Here is a 17,571-nt window from a genome sequence, read left to right on the forward strand (position 1 = left end):
TGCGTCTCAGCGCCGCTTGAAATTGGGGCTGCGCTTTTCCTTGAAGGCAGCGCGGCCTTCGGCTGCATCCTCGGTCGCAAAACAGATCGTCTGCAGGTCGCGCTCATAGGTGATCGCATCCTCGATCGACATGCCGTAAGCGGCGCGCAGGTTGACCTTTGCCGTTTCCGCCGCGATCGGCGCACGCGCGGCAATGGCCGTCGCAACCGTCATGGCTTCGTCCAGCAACCGCTCGCGCGGAACGACCCGGGAAACCAGCCCCCATGCAAGCGCCGTCTGCGCATCGATGGGATCGCCGGTCATGATCATCAGCGCCGCGTTGGACGGCCCGACCGCATGGCTGAGATGCGCCGCCATCCCGCCGCCCCCGATCCAGCCCAGCTTGATTTCCGGCGCGGCGAAAGAGGCGTTTTCCGAGGCGATACGGATATCGCAGGTCATCGCCGTTTCCAGCCCGCCACCAAAGGCATAGCCGTTGACCGCCGCGATGACCGGCTTTGTGAGACCGCGCAGCGCATCGCAATAATCGGGCCGGTTGCGGAAGTTCCAGGGCGTCGAATAATTGTCCAGCGTGCGGATATCCGAGCCGGCGCAAAATGCCTTTTCACCCGCCCCGGTGAGGATGATGCAGCGCGCGTCGTCGTCGGTGTTGAACTCGTTGACGGCGGCGATCAGCCGCTCGGCCATCTCCGGGGTGACGGCGTTGAGCTTTTCGGGCCGGTTGAGCGTCACGATGCGGACGTGATCTTGAGCGGCAATGGAGACGGTGTCAGTCATTGTAACGTTCCGATGCAGGAAGGGCGAAATCGGGCCTCAAGGCCGGCACATCACCATGATCTGGTTGGTGCCGTACTGGATGGTTTCTTCGTTCTGGTTGATCCCCTCGATATTGAGGGTGACGATGCCGCGATTGCCCGCCTTGGTGAGGCGTTTTTCGGCGATGGTAAGGCGCGCGCGCAAACGGTCGCCGACATAGACCGGGCCGGCAAAGCGCCAGTTCCAGTTGAGCGCAGCAACCACGTGGAAGTGGACGATACAGCGGTTCTTGAGCGCATCGATCAGCCCCAGCACCAGAATGCCGTGTGCCAGGCGTCCCTTGAAGCCCATTTCGAGAGCGAACTGCTCGTCCACATGCACATCGGCAAAATCGCCGGTAAGCCCGGCAAAGCCGAGGACGTGATGTTCGCTGACGGTGATGGCCGGCGTCTCGTAGCTGTAGCCGACATCGAGATCTTCGTAATAATTGCGTTCGGAAAGTTTCATTGGATGATCCTGGTCACGTGCTTTCGCGCACGATCAGTTCAAAGCCGACGTCGATGCGGGGCGTGGGCACGGCCTCGCCCCGCATGCGCGCCAGCAGCAGATTGGCGGCATGCCGGCCGATCTCCCCGGCACGCACGGAAACGGTGGTGAGCGAGGGGACGAGATGGGCGGAAAAATCGAAATCGCCGAACCCGGCGATGGCGATATCCTGGGGCACCCTCAGTCCCTGGCGCACACAGCGCAAAAGCGCGCCGGCGGCAAAGACGTCCGAGGAGAAAAACACGGCATCGGCCTCGGGAAATTCCCCGCGCACCCGGCTCATGGTCTCGGCCCCGCTGGCAAGGCTCAGCGGCTTGCCCGTCAGCGTCAACACGCGTTCGGTGTCGAGCCCTATCGCCTTGACCGCCGCGCGATAGCCCTTGAGACGCGCCTTGGCACGGAAGTCGCCGGCATTGGTCACCCCGGCAAAGACGATACGCCGGTAGCCGCGCTCGACCAGATGATCCATCACCGCCCGGGCCGCCTGGACGTTGGAATGCCCGACCATCAGGTCGAGATGGCTGTCTTCCCAGTCCCAGGTCTCGACCACCGGGATATTGGCCCCCGCAATCAGCGCCTTGGTCACCTCGGTATGATGCGTACTCGAGAGCACCAGCCCGTCCGGTCCCCGGGCCAGGAATGAGCGGATCAGCTCTTCCTCCTTGGCCAGGTCGTACTCATTGTTGCCGAGCAGGAGCTGGTAGCCTTCCGGAACCAGAACATCGGAAAGCGCCTGCACGGTCTCGGCGAAGATAGAGGCCGAGATCGTCGGGATGATCGCCGCCACGATGCCCGAGCGATTGGACGCCATCTGGCTTGCCGCCGAGTTGGGCACATATTGCAGCTCGACGATCGCCTCGCGCACCCGGCGGGCCACTTCGTCCCCCACGAGCTCGGGCTGCCGCAAAACGCGCGATACCGTCTGCGCCGACACCCCTGCCCGCGCGGCAACGTCGTTCATCGTCACACGGCTGGTGGCCGTGCGGCGCTTGCGGCGGTTCTGCGGGGCGGTGTCGGAGGCCATGGAACTCGCTGGGTTAGACCTGTTCGCTGGCGATTACGCCGGCGTCCAGGAGACTCGCAATCGTTTCCTGGTCATAGCCCAGTTCAGCCAACACTTCAGTGCTGTGCTGGCCCACCAACGGCGCGCCGAAACGCACTTCGGCCGGGCTGGCCGAGAACTTATAGGGGAAACCCGGCGTCTTGATCCTGCCTTCGGTCGGATGGTCGTACTCCACCAGAGAGCCGTTGTGGGCAACCTGCGGATCATCGACCAGATCGGCATAGCCATAGACCGGTCCAGCCCAGATATCGGCCTCGCGGAACAGCTTGAGCCATTCTGCAGTGGTTTTGCGCGTCATCGCCTCGCGAGTCTTGGAGATGATCAGATCCTTTTGGGTAAAGGAATCCCGCCCATCCTCCATGTCGAGGAATTCGGGAATATCGGCGATCTGCCCAAAGGTCTTGAGCGGCGGAAAGGCCAGCGCCACTGCGCCGTCCGCGGTATTGAACACCCCATAAGGGGCCCGGATATAGACGTGCCCGTCGGGCTCGTTCGACCGCTCCTGGGGAATGCCGCCGACCGTATAGATCGAGAGTTCCTGCATCTGCAGCGCGATGATCGAGTCGAGCATGTTGACCTCGACCTTCTGGCCTTCGCCCGTCCGCTCGCGATGCAGCAGCGCCGCCAGCACCCCCTCGAAGGCCGAATAGGCGGTAACGGCGTCAACGAGATAATTGCCCGAAGGGAGCGGTGCTTCGCCCTTGCGCCCCACATTGTACATGGCCCCGCTCATCGCCTGGAGAAGCATGTCCTGGCCCGGATAGTTCACATAGGGCCCGTCTTCGCCATAGCCCGACATCGAAACATAGATGATCCTGGGATTGATCGCCTTGAGGCTTTCGTAATCCACCCCCAGCCGCTTGGCGACGCCGGGGCGATAGTTCTGGATGAACACATCGCCCGATTTCACCAGATCGCGCAGCAGCGCCTTGCCTTCCTCGCGCTTGAGGTCGACGGCAAGCGAGCGCTTGTTGCGGTTGAGCGCGGTGAAGGAAACATTGATCCGGTTGCCCTCCGCCCCGCCGGCCGAGACATGGCGTTGCCACTCCCCGCTGGTGGGCTCGACCTTGATCACGTCGGCGCCCAGATCGCCAAGCCGCTGGGCCGCGAACGGCCCCGCCATGGCGATCGTGCAGTCGATGATCTTGTAACCGGAGAGTACGGCAGACATTTTCGTTTCCATCAAAAGAGGTTGGGAAGCCACAGCACGAGCTGCGGAAAGAATGTGAGCATCAGCAGCACAAAGAGCAGCGGCAGGTAGAACGGGATGATCGCCTTGATCATCTGCCCGAAGCTGATCTGCGCGATGTGCTTGCAGATGAACAGGATGACCCCGAATGGCGGGGTCAGCGACCCGATCAGCAGGTTGAGGATCATCACCACGCCGAAATGCACCGGATCAATGCCATAGGCAGCCACCAGCGGCAGCAGGGCGGGCGTGGCGATCAGGATGATGGCCGTCGTTTCGAGGAACAGCCCGACGATCAGCAGCACCACATTGAGGATCAGAAGCAGCACCAACGGATTTTCGGTCAGCGTCTGCATGAACCCGACGATAATGCCGGGCAGGTTCTGCACCGAGATCAACCAGCCGAACGGAAACGCCGCCGCAATGATGAACACCAGCACGCCGGTGGTGATCGCGCTCATCGCCAGGGTTTCGAGCAGCCCCTTCCAGGTGAGCGCGCGATTGATGAAGCCCAGAATCGCCGCATAGAGCACGATCAGCGCTCCAAGCTCGGTCGGCGTCGCAACGCCGGTGAGCATTCCCACGACCAGCAGCACCGGCGCGGCCAGCGCCGGCAGGGCGCGCAGGAAGGTGCGGAGCAATTCGCGGCGCGGAACGCGCTGCGCCTGCGGCGCCGCCTCCACGCCGGTGCGCACCAGCACGTAGACCATGATCATCAGGCACAGGCCCATCAGCAGGCCCGGAATGATGCCGGCGAGGAACAGATCGGTGAGCGACACCTGCGCGGTCACCGCATAGATGACCATGATGACGCTGGGCGGGATGATCGGGCCAATGATCGAGGACGCCGCCGTTACCGCCGCCGCGAACGGCGCGGAATAGCCACGCTCGCGCATCTGGCGGATTTCCACCGCGCCCAGCCCCGCCGCGTCGGCCTGGGCTACGCCCGACATGCCGGCGAAAATGATCGAGGCGGCGATATTGACCTGCGCCAAACCGCCTTTGAGATGACCGACAGCCGCCGAGGCGAAATCGAAGATGCGCTCGGAGATCCCGGCGCGGTTGAAGAGGTGCCCGGCCAGAACGAACAGCGGAATGGCCAGCAGCGGAAAGCTGTCGAGACCGCCCGGCATACGCTGGATGATGATCTGCTCGGGCAGGCCCGGACCGGTCAGGATGAAAAGGAAGGCCGAGAACACCATCGCGAAGGCGACTGGCACTTCGAGCGCGATGAGCAGGATAAAGGCAAGCAGCAGGATACCGATGGACATCTTAGATTCCCTCGCGCGCGCCGTCGGCCAGGGCCGTCTTGTCGATGAAGGTCATCGGCGTGCCGCGCACCAGCGCGATGATCTGGGCGATCGCGTAATAGATAAGGGTCAGCGACATCGAGATCGCCGAGACATAGAGGGGCATGGAATAGAACCACATGCGCGGAATGGCGATCGGGAGCGACACGGACATGGAGCGCGCCTCGATGCTCATCACTCCGGGAACCGCCAGCATCAGCCGCCAGAGGACGAACCCCATGACGATGAAGCCGAACAGACGCAAAACGCCCTGCACCCGCTCGGAGACCGCAAGCGAAAGCGCCTCGATCTTGATGTGCGAAAGCCGCTTCATCCCCACGGCCGCGCCCAGGAACACGATCCAGATAAAGGCATAGGTCGCGGCTTCCTCGACCCAGACCAGCGGCGAGCCGAGGAAATACCGGCTGACGACCTGGGCACAGATCGAGATGACGATGACCACGAACAGGGCCATGGCGATGCTGATCTCGATGCGTTCGAGAACCCGCAGCCCTTTGCGGAACAGTTCCATTGCCAGCTCCTCCCGGCGCAGATTGAAGCGGCGCGAGGAAGACCCGCGCCGCATGATCGATCTTATTCGGCCATGTCCTGAACGGACTGCCACAGGCCCGGCGTCCAGAGCCCTTCGGCCTCGATGCGCTCGACCGCCTCGACAGCCCGCTCGCGCACCGGCTCGAGATCGATTTCGCTCACCGTGGCGCCTTCCGACTCCATCGTGGCGATGATGTCGTCGGTTTCCGCTTCAGCCTGCTCGCGCGCCCAAGCGGTCGCCTCGACCGCCGCCTGGGTCACGATCTCCTGCAGCTCAGGGGAAAGCGACTGATAGAAGGCTTCGTTGACCAGGATATGGGTCGCCGTAAGGATGTGGTCGGTGCGGATCACATAGGGCGCCGCCTCATGGAACCGGGCGGCGTAAGCGGCCGAAACCGGACCTTCCGCCGCTTCGATCACGCCGGTGCGCAGGCCCAGGAACACCTCGCCCCAGGCCACGCGGGTCGGACTGGCCCCGAGGGTCTGCCAAAGCTGGAGATAGGTGGGGATCTCGGGGACGCGCATCTTGAGGCCGTTGAAATCGTCCGCCGTTTCGATGGGCGTATTGGCAAAGGTCAGGCGCGGCTGGATAGGCGCCTGCGCCAGAAGGCGCACGCCATATTCGTCGATCAGCTCCTGAGCCATCGTCTGGTAGGTGTCGGTCTCAAAGAACGCCTGCATGTGGTCGTTGGAGTGGAACGTGAAACCCCAGCCCAGGATGGCGTAGTCATCGACCCAGTTGGAATACCAGCTCAAATCGTCGCCATAGAATTGGACGGCGCCGCCCATGGCCTGCTCGATGACCTGCACGTCGGTGCCCAGTTGCTCGCCTTCGATGAAGTTGAGCGTGAGCTCTCCGTTGGAGCGCTCATTGACCAGATCGACGAACATGCGGTTCTGCCGGTCGTACAGCGATCCCAAAGCGTCGGAACCGCCGAACGTGGCGGTCTGCGACAGGGCCGGGGCGGCAAGACCCAGGCTCAGGACAGCCGACAGCGCGGCACCAGCGACATAGTGCTTCATGAAATTCCTCCCTGATGAAGAACGATGTTAGCGTTCACGTTAGCGCTAACATTATCGCACGCGCTCTGCAATAGGTGATTGTGGCGGTTACACGTCGCTGTGGATTGTTCGGCGGGAACGCCAAGGAAAAGGGCCGCTTTTCCGCGACCCTCACAGATACCGGCTCAGGCCTGGACGCATCGCTGGCGCTGCGTTCCCAGTCCCTCAATCCCCAGTTCCATCACGTCCCCCACCTTGAGGAATACCTTGGGATTCTGCCCCAGCCCCACGCCCGGAGGCGTGCCGGTGGAGATGATGTCGCCCGGCCGCAGGCTCATGAACTGGCTGAGATAGCTCACCAGATATCTGACGCCATAGACCATGGTCTTGGTCGAACCGTCCTGGTAGCGGTGCCCGTTGACCTCGAGCCACATTGCGAGGTTCTGCGGATCGGCAACCTCGTCCTTTGTCACCAGCCACGGTCCGGTCGGCCCGAAGGTGTCGGCGGATTTGCCCTTGGTCCACTGCCCATGGCGCTCGGCCTGAAACGCGCGTTCGGAGACGTCGTTGACCACGCAATAGCCCGCCACGTAATCCATGGCTTCGTCCTCTGAAACGTATTTGGCCGTCTTGCCGATCACCACGCCAAGCTCGACCTCCCAGTCGGTCTTTTCCGATGTGCGTGGAATTTCCACATCGTCATTAGGGCCGACGATCGCCGAGGTGGCCTTCATGAAAATGATCGGTTCGGGCGGCACCGTCGCGCCTGTTTCGGCGGCATGATCGGAATAGTTGAGCCCGATGCAGATGAATTTGCCGGTTCCCGCGACACAAGGCCCAAGGCGCGGGTTTCCGGAAACTTCCGGCAGGCTGGCGGCGTCGATCCGCGCCAGCGCCGCCAGCCCCTCGGGAGAGAGCACTTCGCCCGCGATGTCCCCCACATGGGCCGAAAGATCGCGGATCGTGCCATCCTCTGCCAGAAGGCCCGGCTTCTCCGCCCCGGCCTCGCCATAGCGCAGCAATTTCATCTCTACTACTCCTGCTTATTGGATCAGTTCACCCAGCCGCCATCGATGATGTGGATCTGGCCGGTGGTGTAGGTTGCTCCCGCCAGATAGACGGCGAGATCGGCGATTTCCTCGGGCGTGCCGATCCGGCCGATCGGTTGGCGCGCGACGAACGCCGCCCGCGCCGTCTCATAGTCGCCCATGGCCCGCAGCCGCTCCTGCAGCGAAGGGCTGTCGACGGTGCCGGGACAGATGGCGTTGCAACGGATGCCCTTGGTCACGTAATCGGCCGCAATCGACTTGGTGAGTCCCACCACCGCCGCCTTGGAAATCGAATAGGCACACCGGTTGGGAACGCCCTTGGGGCTGCCGGCGACCGAGGACATGTTGATGATCGCGCCGTCGCCACGCTCGAGCATGCCCGGCAGCACGGCGCGGATGGTCCGCACCTGCGCCTTGACGTTGAGATCGAGCGCGAAATCGAGGTCCTTGTCCTCCATCTCCAGCAGCGTTCCGTTGTGAACGATGCCGGCGCAATTGAACAAAACATCGATCCTGCCGATCCTGGTCACCAGCGCGGTGACGGCGGCATCGTCGAGCACGTCGAGCCGTTCGGTTTTTATGCCGGCAACATCCGCAAGCCTAGCGAGTTCGGCTTGGTTGATGTCGGTGGCGATAACGCGCGCGCCCGCGGCGGCAAACGCCCTTGCACTGGCCGCGCCGATCCCCTGGGCTGCGGCGGTCAGCAGCACCACCTTGTCATTCAAATCAGTCATGTCTCGCTCCCCGGTTCGAGCTTATAGAAGTGTTTTGTGCAAGTCTGAAGCACCGCACGCTGCTCGTCCGGGCTCAAAGGTGCAATGGCGTCACGGACCAGGTCAATGGCGCCCGCATAGTCGGTGGCCACGAGGCAAACCGGCCAATCCGAACCCGTCATCAGTCGATCCGGCCCGAAAATTTCCAGCGCACGGTTGAAATAGGGCGCGAGTTGTTCCTGCGTCCAACCCGATAGATCGGCCTCGGTCACCATGCCCGACAATTTGCACGCGACATTGGGCAACTCGGCAAATCCGGCAAACGGTTCCGCCCATTGCCGATATTCACCGCGAGCGATGGCCGGCTTGGCGATATGATCAACCACCAGCCGCAACTCAGGCATCGCTTTGGCCAGCGCGATGGAAGCGGGAATTTCCCTCGGCCTGATCAGCAGATCATAGGCAAGCCCCCGCTCGGCAACCGCTTGCAGCCCGTTGCGGACGTCAGCCCGGCCGAGCCAGTCCGCGTCCGGCTCGTTATGCACCAGATGCCGAACCGCCTTGAGATAGAGGCCTCCCGGCCCCGCCAACAATTGGTCGAGCACATCGCCCACATCGGGCGCGCAGAGATCGACCCAACCGACGACGCCCATGATCTCTCTGTTGGCTTCCGCCAGCGCCAGAAACTCGCGCGTCTCTTCAACCGACGCCCATGTCTGCACCAGAACGCCTCCGATCACCCCGGCCGGCTGGGCGGCGGCGGCGAAATCGGCAGGCATGAAGACCCTTCGTATCGGCGCGAACGGACCGGTCAGCCAGCCATAATCACCCCGGTCGGGATCCCAGATGTGAAAATGGCTATCGATGATCGAAATATCGGATTGGTCTGTCATCGATTACCTCAAGACCAGCGGATCGAGTTCGACGAGCATGGATTGAGGCAACCGCGTACCCAGCAATTCCAGATTGCGCCTGAGACTTTCCGGCTTATGGGTGCCGATCAGGATTGAGGACACCGCCCGATGCGAGAACGGGAAATTCAGCGCTGCCTGCGCGAGGCTCATCCCATGACGGCTGACGACCGCCTCCATCCCCTCGACGCGGCGTCGGATATCGGCGCTTGCCGGTGCGTAGTTGAACCACGCCTCGCCGGACGCGCCGGTCGCCAATATCCCTGAATTGAAGATGCCGCCGGCAACGATCGTCGTCCCGCGCTCAAGGCACAAGGGCAGCAGCTCGCTTTCGGCGGTGCGGTCGAGCAGCGTAAATCGCCCCGCCAGAAGGATTTCATCAAGAGACGCCCGCCGCAGCACGTCGATGCAGACTTCATTCTCGTTCACCCCCAGCCCATAGGCGGAAATCACGCCCTCCCGCTTGAGCCTTTCGAGCGCCTTGAGCCCCGAATCCATGAACGTCCGGAAATGCGCCGGCGCGGCATCCCCATGAGCGAACGCGCCGAGATCATGCACATAGAGGGTATCGATCTCGGTCAGCCCCAGACGCTGAAAGCTGTCTTCGATCGAGCGCATGATCCCGTCATGGGAGTAGTCGAACTCGACCCGGAACGGCAGGGGTCCAGCCGGTTCATCCCTGACCGCTTCGGCACCACCTTCGGCCACCAACCTGCGGCCGACCTTGGTCGAGAGCACATATTCGGCCTTCGGCTTGCTGCGCAGGAAATCCCCAACGCGGCGCTCGGACAGTCCGCGCCCATAGAAGGGCGCCGTATCGAAGCGCCTTATGCCCATCTCCCACGCCGCCTCCAGCGCCTGAAGCGCTGCCTCGGCGGAGACAGGAGCGTAGAGGCCGGCAATATTGGCGCAGCCCAAGCCAACCCGAGCCAGAGACATGTTTTCCTCAAGGTTGGGGAACGATAATTGACCTATCACACACTTGATCTGATAGATCAACTAGATGCTACGTCATTACCCAGCCGCCATCGACATTGATGGTCTGCCCCGTCACAAAACCCGAGGCCTCCGAGGCCAGGAACATGAGAACGCCGGCCATATCTTGGGGCGTGCCGCGCCGCTTGATCGCCTGGTGATCCAAAACGAAGCGGGCATAGCCTTCCGGATCGGCATGGATCTTTTCGGCATCGGTGGGAAACGCGCCCGGCGAGACGGCATTGGCGGTGATCCCGTATTTCCCGAACTCACGTGCCCAGGATCGCGCAAGCGCGATCAGCGCCCCCTTGGACTGAACATAAGGCGTCAAATTCTCCCAGCCACCCGAGAAGGTGATCGAGGAGATATTGATGATCCGCCCCCAGCCCTTCCGCTTCATATGCGGCAGCGCCGCCTGCACACAGACGATGCCCGAATCCACATTGACCCGCTGCACCATCTGGATTTCCGCGATGGTAAAATCCTCGAAAGGCTTGGCCGGATAGATGGCGGCATTGTTGATCACCACATCGAACCCGCCCACACTATCGGCAAGCCCGTCGAGGCGCCGGGCAAGTCCATCGAGGTCGGATAGGTCGCATTTTTCGATCACCAGCCTTTCGGCATCGACATTCCCAGCGGCAGCTTGAAGGGCCGCGATTTTGGTCGCATCATTGTCGAGCACCACGACCCGAGCGCCCTGCCCCAGCATTTCGATGACCGTCGGCTGGCCCAGTCCACCGGCTGCCCCGGTGTAAAGGATGGTCCTGCCTTCGAGTGAAGCGAAACGGTCTTTCATTTACGCGCTCCTGCCGGCAATCGGCCTGTGGTTGCCCGAAGGCTCGGGGTAGTCATCCTGCGGCTGGCCGGAAACAGCCCGAATACGAGCTTCGGCAGCCGAAATCGCCGCTGCGTCCGGCAGGATGCGCATCACAGTATCGTAGCGCCGCTCGTCGCCATGCTCGAGCCAGATCATCTCGCCCCGCTCCCGCGCCGCAAGATTGCCCAGCACGTGATGCGTCGAAGGTTCGATACCCAGGGCATACTGCCCCGCCTGGAAATTCTGCCACTCGTAAAGGCAGGGAAACTGATCCTTGCGTGTCACCACCTCGAACCCCAGCCCGATCCGGTCGTTGACCAGCGCCACCGACACCTGCCCTTGCGCGTCGGCGGCCAATTCATGCTGCCACACCTGTTCGTGGAAATTGAGCTGCGGCGGCGGTGCGGTGCGGTAGCCCACACCCTGCTTGCGGTAGTCGGCGCCGGCATGGGCCGCCCAGACCACATCCTCGATCGGCGCCAGATATCGCGCGCCCTCATCGAGCAGCGGATAGGAAACGTTGATGTGGTAGCAATACATATGCGGCGTTCGGTAAAAGCCGTGATTGACCACCCGGTCGGAAAGCATGATGTCGTTGCTGCCGACTTCGATCTCGATGCGGCGAATGAGGTGAAGATCTTCCCCGAACACCGCCGACTGCTGCACCACGCCCTCCGCCCACAGGAAGCAACGGTCGCCATCCCAGCGCTCGCCATAGCCGGTGAGTTTTGCCGGTATTGTGCCCACCCGCCCATGCAGCGAATGGCTGACCGTTTTCTTGGGCGAATAGACATAATTATCGGCCGACACCTGGTTCATGAACAGGATGTGGTCCAGCCCGCAGGTCACCATGAGCCCCGAGAACGAGCGCGCCCAGGCCAGCCCGCCCTCTCCCTCATATTCGTGCAGCCCCGGATGCCGGAACCCGGCCGGCGAGTGCCAGCCGATCGCCTGCCCGCGATATTCGCAATCGGCGATGTCCATGGCCCGATCGACCAGAACGGTGAACCGCAGGCCGGTTCCCGACCGGAACTCCAGCATGCGGATGCCGCGCTCCACGCCATCGGCCAATTCCACCAGCCGCACCCCGGCAAACTGGCCGAGCGACCCCGACCGCGCCGCCAGATCCCGCCGGCTGAGGGTTTGTCCATAAAGCTCAGGCATTTGTTTCCCTCGGTAGTGGCGGGGCCGCAATCGGCAGCCCCTCGTTCTTCAAAGACCCTGCGCCCGCAGCTTGCCATCCATGAACTGCTTGGCCCGCGGAACGTCGGCTTCCTCGAGATGTTCGATGATCATCGAAATGTTGGGATGCTTTTCCGACAGCCGCTTGAGGTAGAGGTCGTAGTTGAGCTCGCCCAATCCCGGCGCCGGCAACTCGATTTCCCCCACGCCCCGGAACGTGTGCGATTCAGCAGCGGTGTCGTCGCCGATATCGGCGTGCTTTTCGCTCTTGTCCTCGCCGGAGCGCTTGACGTCCTTGGCGTGGGCGATCTTGATCTTGTCCGAAAGCGTATCGAAGACCTGATGCAGGATCTTGTCCATCGCATCGATATTGTGGGCCTCGAAATAGTTCGTCGGGTCCATCAGCAGCCCCAGCCCCGGATGATCGACCTGCGCGAACATCTTGACCGTCTCTTCCACCGATCCGACCACATTGTTCACGTATGTCTCGAGCAAGAAAACCGCGCCGTGGTCATAGGCTTCCTGCGACAGTTCGGCGATCACCTTGCGGCATTCCTCGAACCCTTCCTCGGTCTTGTTGCGATCGTCATGCATCCAATCGCTTTCGGTGTTGTAGGTCCCCGTCTCCGATATGACGTAGGGCGAGCCGAAATCGCGGGCGTTGCGGATGATCTCCTTGAGATACCCAACCCTGCGCGCCCGCTCGTCGCGGTCCGGATGGATGATGTTGGTGTACCCTGAAATGCAGCAGATCGGCAGGTCGTGATCGCGGAAGGTCTCGCGCACCCGTTTGGCCTTTTCCTTGGTGATCTGGCCGGCTGAAAGATCGACATCCTTGAAGTGGAGATCGAGCTGGACGGTATTGAAGCCGTGGCTTCTGATCTTCTTTGCCGTCTCTTCGAGAGTGTACGGGAAATATCCCGAAAAAATACCCAATTGCATCATGTTGCGTCTCCTCCTTGTTATTCCACTGGAACTTCGCTGAGCGACACGGTGCGCTTTTCCGCCATCGAGCGGTAACCGGCTTCCACCAGCGCCATGGTCCGCACGTTGTCGGCCACCGACAGCTCGGGTTCGGTGCCGGACTTGAGCGCATATTGCAGTTGCTCCATCACGCCGATGAAGGCATGCGGGAACCACATGGTCTCCCATTCCGGCGTCACCCATTTGCCGCCGGTCGCCGTCTTCGAGGCATAGCTGAGCGTCGAAGGCGCGCCATTGGGCCAGCCGATGGTTCCCTTGGCGACGCCATGGGTTCCCTCGACACGCCAGCGGATGTGGATATCGTCGTCGAACCCCTCCTCGCGCGGACCGCTCCAGACGTCTTCGAGCGATAGCGCCATCACTCCATTGGCGAATTTGAGCGTCGAAGCCGTGATGCCATCCGAATGGGCGAACTCTGTCCTGGGATCGGTCCGCGCCACGGTGGTGATCTCGGTCGGCTCGCCGAAGAGGAACCGCAGGATATCGAGGTGATGCACGCCCATATTGGCGAGCGTCAGCCGGTCGTAGTCGGCAAGAAATGTCTGCCAATGGGGAATGGCATGCATGTCGATCTGCGCGAACACCACCTCCCCCAGATGCCCCGCATCGATGATCTGCTTGAGCACGCGCATCGCCTGGTCGTAGCGCATGTTCTGGTTGACCGAGAGGATCTTGCCCGCCGCCTTGGCTTCGTCGCGCAACGCGATCGCCTCATCAAGCGTCAGCGCCAACGGCTTTTGCGCCAGAATGGCCCGCACATGCGGCTGCGCCAGAGCCTTGCGGATGAGTACGGGCTGCTGGTCGGGCGGAAAGGCGATATCGACGATCTCGATCCGCGCATCGGCCAGCAGCGCCTCCGGCGTTTCGTGCACCGTCTTGATGCCGTAGCGCTCGGCGACAGCCCTGGCATTCTTCTCGGTTCGCGATGCGATCGCGACGACATCGAAGCCAGCCTGCCGGTAGGCTTCCAGATGGTTGTCGGCCATGATCATGCCCGCGCCGATGCACCCTATGGCAAAATCGCGTGCGCGCACGTCTACGTCTGGCGAAAGCTTGAACGCCTCCATCACCTCTCCTCCCAGCCAGGCTGATGCAGCTCGTGAATGATGGATCTAATCTTTTTCCATCATTTTCTGATGGACTAAATGAACAACCCCAAGCGGTCAAGCACTGTTTTTAAGGTAAATAGGCCATCTCTGCCAACGTAATTACATCATTTTACATCATTTTTGTTGATGCGACCCCCGATTGCACGCTATAGCGATACTACCCAATGGAGGCAGACGCATGCGGGCAACGCTCGTGGATATCGCAAGGGAAGCAGGCGTATCGAGCGCCACAGTCGACCGCGTTCTCAACGACCGGCCCGGCGTCAAGGAACGAACGCGGCTCGCCGTGCGCGATGCCGCGATCCGGCTCGGCTATATCGACTCCGCACCGCACCCGTCCCTCGCTTCCGAGCAGGCGCTGACGCTCGACATCGTGCTGCCGGGAGGCAGCAACAGCTTCATGCGCGAGCTGCACCAGCATATCGAGGCGCTGGCTCCGCTCCCGGGCAATGCAACAATCCACGTGCACATCATCGACGGCTTCGAGCCGTCCGCCCTTGCGGCCAAGCTCACCCAGTTCGAAGGCCCCCGTCGCGGCGTCGCCTTGGTGGGTATCGACCATCCCCTCGTGCGCGAGGCTATCCGCGCCCTGGTGGAACGCGGCGTGCCGGTCGTGACCCTTGTGTCGGACATCCACCACGTCCCCCGTGCCGGCTACATCGGCATCGACAATCGCTCGGCGGGCCGTCTCGCCGGCTATCTCATGGGCCGCATGCTGGGTCCGGGCGACAGGCGCGTGGCGATGTTCACCGGCTCATTCGCCTATCGCGGCCACGAGGAGCGCGAGATGGGCTTCCGTCACGTCATGGCCGAGATGTTCCCGCAGATCGCCATCCTCGATTCCGCCGAAGTCCGCGACGAGGAGGACCGCGCCTATGCCGTTGCGCGCGCCGTTCTCGCCGAGAAGGACATCGACGCCATCTACAATATCGGCGCCGGCAATCGCGGCATCGCACGCGCGCTTAAGGAAGCGGAGCGCGCGCAAGACGTGCTCTTTGTCGGCCACGATCTCACGCCGCACACCAAGTCCTTCCTGCTCGATGGCACGATGGATGTGGTCATCGACCAGAACCCGCGCGTTCAGGCCCGCGAGGTGCTGGCCCAGCTCACCCGCACCGTGCGTGGCCAAGACTGGACCGCCATTTCCCCACGGGTGCAGGCGATCTTTCGCGAGAACATTCCCGAGGCGTGAAACCTCAATCGAGGTGGAAGATTTCGGGCATCATGCTCCACCAATCCCCGTCAGCCGCCGTTTCCAGCCGGATCTGGCAAGCATCGGTCAGCGCGAGCCAGCGCCTTGTCACATCCTGCTCGCCGAGCCATTTCATGTCGGCGGCATAGTCGGCGCCGGTATAGTCCCAATAGCCGAACAACAGGTTTTCCGGCTCGCGCAGGAAGATCGAATAGTTGGCGATATTGGCGCGCTTGAGCGCGGCGTTCATCTCCGGCCAGGGCTCGGCGTGCAGCCGCTTGTACTCATCGAGCTTTTCGGGCTTGACGGCGATCACCATCCCCATGCGCTGGCCCATGTTCAGCGAACCCGCGCGCCCGCTTGGTCGAACAGCCGCACCGAGGCCGGATCGAAACGCAGCACGGCCGCCTCCCCGCTCCGGGGCGCGCTGCCGCGCCGCTCGGCGATCAACACCTCGCCATCGGCGAGCCGGCTGTGCACATAGGTGGTCGATCCAAGCTGCTCGGAAACATCGACGCTGACCGGCAGCTCGACACCCGCCGGCGCATCGAGATGCTCGGGCCGGACGCCGAGCCGCAAAGCCTGCCCCGCAGCCAAATCGGACTGCAGATGCGGCAGGGCGATGTCGATGCCGTTGAGCGTCACCTTTTTGGGACCACTGGCCGTGGCCGAAAGAAAATTCATCCGCGGCGAGCCGATGAAGCCGGCGACAAAGGCATTGTCGGGGTTCTCGTAAAGCTCCATGGGCGTGCCCACCTGCTCGACCACTCCGGCCCGCAGCACCACGATCCGGTCCGCCAGCGTCATGGCTTCCGTCTGGTCATGGGTGACATAGATCATCGTGTTGCCCAGTGTTCCATGCAGCTTGGCGATCTCCACCCGCATCTGAACCCGCAATTCGGCATCGAGATTGGAGAGCGGTTCGTCGAACAGGAACACGTCCGGGTTGCGCACGATGGCCCGGCCAATGGCCACGCGCTGGCGCTGGCCGCCCGAGAGCTGCGCCGGCTTGCGGTCGAGCAGCTTTTCAAGCTGCAGGATCGAAGCGGCCCGCTGCACCTTTTCGGCGATCTCGGCCTTGGGCCGCCCCGTCATGCGCAGCCCGAAGCTCATATTGTCGGCAACGCTCATATGCGGATAGAGCGCATAGGACTGGAACACCATGGCCACGCCGCGATCGGATGGTTCCTCATCGTTCATCCGCTTGCCGCCGATGTGGAGGTCACCGTCGGTTATGGTCTCCAGCCCGGCGATCATCCGCAGCAGCGTGGATTTCCCACACCCGGAAGGTCCGACGAACACCACGAATTCGCCCTGCTCGATACCGAGCGATACCCCGTGGATGACCGGCGTGGCGCCATAGGATTTGCGGACGTCTTTGAGTTCGATCTGAGCCATGAAACCTAGCCTTTGACAGCGCCGACGGCGATCCCGGAGACGATCTGGCGCTGGAAGATGATGTAAAGGATGACGATCGGCGCGGCAGCGAGGACAATGCCGGCCGACAGCAGCGGAACATTGGTGGTGTATTCGCCCCTGAGCGCCGCGATGCCGACCATCAGCGTGCGCTGGTCCTGCAGGACGAGCAGCGAAATCAACACGTCGTTCCAGCAATAAAGCGTATTGAGGATGCCAAGCGTGATCAGCGCCGGCTTGCCCATGGGCACCATCACATACCACCACACCTGAATGAGCTTGGCCCCGTCGATCCGCGCCGCTTCGACCAGCTCGCGCGGCAGGCCGGCATAGAACGAGGTCATGAGGTAGACCGAGAACGGCAGGAACAAAGCCGTATAGGAGATGATGAGACCGATGCGCGTATTGAGCAGCCCCAGCCCCACCACCGTCTGGTAGAACGGCACCAGAACCACCTGCACCGGGATCATCAGCGAGGCAAGGATCACGATGAAGATCAGCCGGCGCATGGGGAAGCGCAACACGGCCAGTGCGAAGCCGGCCAGCGAGGACACCACCAGCAGCAACAGCACCGCCCCCGCCGTGGTGATCACCGAATTGATGAAATAGCTGTCGAGATTCGACTGCGTCCAGGCCTGGACGAAATTGCTCACTGTCGGGTTCTGGACCAGGCCGAACCTGTCGAGGATATAGCCGCGATTATCCTTGAGCGCGTTGTTGATCGCGAAATATACCGGATAGACGCAAGAGAGCGCCAGTAGCGCCATGGGCAGCGCGAATATCCAGAGAATGCGTCTTTCCCGTTTTCCGGCGGCAGCCATGG

19 protein-coding genes are annotated in these 17,571 nt (G+C 62.3%); 1 reads left to right on the top strand and 18 read right to left on the bottom strand.

All coding sequences use genetic code 11. The features are described 5' to 3' along the window. Nucleotides 1-6 precede the first annotated feature (6 nt). From NO932_RS13290 to NO932_RS13360, 15 genes are all read right to left on the bottom strand, one after another. On the bottom strand, nt 7-777 hold the full coding sequence (locus tag NO932_RS13290; protein WP_309207779.1) for an enoyl-CoA hydratase/isomerase family protein: 771 nt from the start codon (nt 775-777) through the stop codon (nt 7-9). A 36-nt stretch (nt 778-813) separates the two neighbouring features. Further along, nucleotides 814-1,263, bottom strand: a complete 450-nt coding sequence (locus NO932_RS13295) for a MaoC family dehydratase (protein ID WP_309160506.1) — start codon at nt 1,261-1,263, stop codon at nt 814-816. A 13-nt stretch (nt 1,264-1,276) separates the two neighbouring features. Further along, complete coding sequence (locus NO932_RS13300; protein ID WP_309207780.1) at nt 1,277-2,326, bottom strand: LacI family DNA-binding transcriptional regulator; 1,050 nt, start codon at nt 2,324-2,326, stop codon at nt 1,277-1,279. A 13-nt stretch (nt 2,327-2,339) separates the two neighbouring features. Beyond that, a complete protein-coding gene (locus NO932_RS13305; protein ID WP_309160504.1) occupies nt 2,340-3,536 on the bottom strand; it encodes a CoA transferase in 1,197 nt (398 codons plus the stop codon). Nucleotides 3,537-3,547: 11 nt separating this feature from the next. Further along, nucleotides 3,548-4,825 (bottom strand): TRAP transporter large permease, encoded by a 1,278-nt coding sequence (locus NO932_RS13310; RefSeq protein ID WP_309207782.1) that lies wholly within the window; start codon nt 4,823-4,825, stop codon nt 3,548-3,550. A 1-nt stretch (nt 4,826) separates the two neighbouring features. Beyond that, on the bottom strand, nt 4,827-5,429 hold the full coding sequence (locus NO932_RS13315) for a TRAP transporter small permease (RefSeq protein ID WP_309207783.1): 603 nt from the start codon (nt 5,427-5,429) through the stop codon (nt 4,827-4,829). An 8-nt stretch (nt 5,430-5,437) separates the two neighbouring features. Further along, on the bottom strand, nt 5,438-6,418 hold the full coding sequence (locus NO932_RS13320; protein ID WP_309207784.1) for a TRAP transporter substrate-binding protein: 981 nt from the start codon (nt 6,416-6,418) through the stop codon (nt 5,438-5,440). A 164-nt stretch (nt 6,419-6,582) separates the two neighbouring features. After that, entirely contained in the window at nt 6,583-7,425 is an 843-nt protein-coding gene (locus NO932_RS13325) for a fumarylacetoacetate hydrolase family protein (RefSeq protein WP_309207785.1), read from the bottom strand. 23 nt (nt 7,426-7,448) lie between these two features. After that, nucleotides 7,449-8,180 carry an SDR family oxidoreductase gene (locus NO932_RS13330; RefSeq protein WP_309207786.1) on the bottom strand — a complete coding sequence of 244 codons (732 nt, stop codon included), beginning with the start codon at nt 8,178-8,180 and terminating at the stop codon, nt 7,449-7,451. Then, nucleotides 8,177-9,052, bottom strand: coding sequence for an amidohydrolase family protein (locus NO932_RS13335; protein ID WP_309207787.1), 876 nt, complete (start codon nt 9,050-9,052; stop codon nt 8,177-8,179). The genes NO932_RS13330 and NO932_RS13335 overlap by 4 nt, the downstream gene beginning before the upstream one ends. Before the next feature lie 3 nt (nt 9,053-9,055). After that, nucleotides 9,056-10,009: an aldo/keto reductase gene (locus NO932_RS13340; protein ID WP_309207788.1), complete on the bottom strand. Its 954-nt coding sequence runs from the start codon at nt 10,007-10,009 to the stop codon at nt 9,056-9,058. Between the two features lie 67 nt (nt 10,010-10,076). Beyond that, nucleotides 10,077-10,844, bottom strand: coding sequence for an SDR family oxidoreductase (locus NO932_RS13345; RefSeq protein ID WP_309207789.1), 768 nt, complete (start codon nt 10,842-10,844; stop codon nt 10,077-10,079). After that, nucleotides 10,845-12,029 (bottom strand): aldose 1-epimerase family protein, encoded by a 1,185-nt coding sequence (locus NO932_RS13350; RefSeq protein ID WP_309207790.1) that lies wholly within the window; start codon nt 12,027-12,029, stop codon nt 10,845-10,847. Nucleotides 12,030-12,077: 48 nt separating this feature from the next. Continuing rightward, nucleotides 12,078-12,992, bottom strand: a complete 915-nt coding sequence (locus tag NO932_RS13355; protein WP_309207791.1) for a sugar phosphate isomerase/epimerase — start codon at nt 12,990-12,992, stop codon at nt 12,078-12,080. A gap of 17 nt (nt 12,993-13,009) precedes the next feature. Then, nucleotides 13,010-14,098 (bottom strand): Gfo/Idh/MocA family oxidoreductase, encoded by a 1,089-nt coding sequence (locus NO932_RS13360; RefSeq protein WP_309207792.1) that lies wholly within the window; start codon nt 14,096-14,098, stop codon nt 13,010-13,012. Nucleotides 14,099-14,318: 220 nt separating this feature from the next. Here NO932_RS13360 and NO932_RS13365 point away from each other — a divergent pair, with 220 nt between their 5' ends. Continuing rightward, nucleotides 14,319-15,332, top strand: a complete 1,014-nt coding sequence (locus tag NO932_RS13365; protein ID WP_309207793.1) for a LacI family DNA-binding transcriptional regulator — start codon at nt 14,319-14,321, stop codon at nt 15,330-15,332. A 4-nt stretch (nt 15,333-15,336) separates the two neighbouring features. Here the strand turns inward: NO932_RS13365 and NO932_RS13370 are convergent, their stop codons facing one another. From NO932_RS13370 to NO932_RS13380, 3 genes are read right to left on the bottom strand one after another with little or no spacing between them, the layout of a single operon-like run. Then, on the bottom strand, nt 15,337-15,669 hold the full coding sequence (locus NO932_RS13370; RefSeq protein WP_309207794.1) for an L-rhamnose mutarotase: 333 nt from the start codon (nt 15,667-15,669) through the stop codon (nt 15,337-15,339). Nucleotides 15,670-15,671: 2 nt separating this feature from the next. After that, entirely contained in the window at nt 15,672-16,730 is a 1,059-nt protein-coding gene (locus tag NO932_RS13375; RefSeq protein ID WP_309207795.1) for a sn-glycerol-3-phosphate ABC transporter ATP-binding protein UgpC, read from the bottom strand. A 5-nt stretch (nt 16,731-16,735) separates the two neighbouring features. After that, a complete protein-coding gene (locus NO932_RS13380; protein ID WP_309207796.1) occupies nt 16,736-17,569 on the bottom strand; it encodes a carbohydrate ABC transporter permease in 834 nt (277 codons plus the stop codon). Nucleotides 17,570-17,571: the final 2 nt, after the last annotated feature.

Source organism: Pelagibacterium sp. 26DY04, from assembly GCF_031202305.1.
In the GTDB taxonomy this organism is placed as follows: Bacteria; Pseudomonadota; Alphaproteobacteria; order Rhizobiales; family Devosiaceae; genus Pelagibacterium.

Excerpts from the sequence above, each read along its gene's own strand:
- NO932_RS13330 (WP_309207786.1), bottom strand. The coding sequence starts at position 8,180 with ATGACTGATTTGAATGACAAGGTGGTGCTGCTGACCGCCGCAGCCCAG.
- NO932_RS13305 (WP_309160504.1), bottom strand. The coding sequence starts at position 3,536 with ATGTCTGCCGTACTCTCCGGTTACAAGATCATCGACTGCACGATCGCC.
- NO932_RS13310 (WP_309207782.1), bottom strand. The coding sequence starts at position 4,825 with ATGTCCATCGGTATCCTGCTGCTTGCCTTTATCCTGCTCATCGCGCTC.
- NO932_RS13320 (WP_309207784.1), bottom strand. The coding sequence starts at position 6,418 with ATGAAGCACTATGTCGCTGGTGCCGCGCTGTCGGCTGTCCTGAGCCTG.
- NO932_RS13360 (WP_309207792.1), bottom strand. The coding sequence starts at position 14,098 with ATGGAGGCGTTCAAGCTTTCGCCAGACGTAGACGTGCGCGCACGCGAT.
- NO932_RS13335 (WP_309207787.1), bottom strand. The coding sequence starts at position 9,052 with ATGACAGACCAATCCGATATTTCGATCATCGATAGCCATTTTCACATC.
- NO932_RS13295 (WP_309160506.1), bottom strand. The coding sequence starts at position 1,263 with ATGAAACTTTCCGAACGCAATTATTACGAAGATCTCGATGTCGGCTAC.
- NO932_RS13315 (WP_309207783.1), bottom strand. The coding sequence starts at position 5,429 with ATGCGGCGCGGGTCTTCCTCGCGCCGCTTCAATCTGCGCCGGGAGGAG.
- NO932_RS13365 (WP_309207793.1), top strand. The coding sequence starts at position 14,319 with ATGCGGGCAACGCTCGTGGATATCGCAAGGGAAGCAGGCGTATCGAGC.
- NO932_RS13300 (WP_309207780.1), bottom strand. The coding sequence starts at position 2,326 with ATGGCCTCCGACACCGCCCCGCAGAACCGCCGCAAGCGCCGCACGGCC.
- NO932_RS13350 (WP_309207790.1), bottom strand. The coding sequence starts at position 12,029 with ATGCCTGAGCTTTATGGACAAACCCTCAGCCGGCGGGATCTGGCGGCG.
- NO932_RS13325 (WP_309207785.1), bottom strand. The coding sequence starts at position 7,425 with ATGAAATTGCTGCGCTATGGCGAGGCCGGGGCGGAGAAGCCGGGCCTT.
- NO932_RS13370 (WP_309207794.1), bottom strand. The coding sequence starts at position 15,669 with ATGGGCCAGCGCATGGGGATGGTGATCGCCGTCAAGCCCGAAAAGCTC.
- NO932_RS13375 (WP_309207795.1), bottom strand. The coding sequence starts at position 16,730 with ATGGCTCAGATCGAACTCAAAGACGTCCGCAAATCCTATGGCGCCACG.
- NO932_RS13355 (WP_309207791.1), bottom strand. The coding sequence starts at position 12,992 with ATGATGCAATTGGGTATTTTTTCGGGATATTTCCCGTACACTCTCGAA.
- NO932_RS13380 (WP_309207796.1), bottom strand. The coding sequence starts at position 17,569 with ATGGCTGCCGCCGGAAAACGGGAAAGACGCATTCTCTGGATATTCGCG.
- NO932_RS13340 (WP_309207788.1), bottom strand. The coding sequence starts at position 10,009 with ATGTCTCTGGCTCGGGTTGGCTTGGGCTGCGCCAATATTGCCGGCCTC.
- NO932_RS13345 (WP_309207789.1), bottom strand. The coding sequence starts at position 10,844 with ATGAAAGACCGTTTCGCTTCACTCGAAGGCAGGACCATCCTTTACACC.
- NO932_RS13290 (WP_309207779.1), bottom strand. The coding sequence starts at position 777 with ATGACTGACACCGTCTCCATTGCCGCTCAAGATCACGTCCGCATCGTG.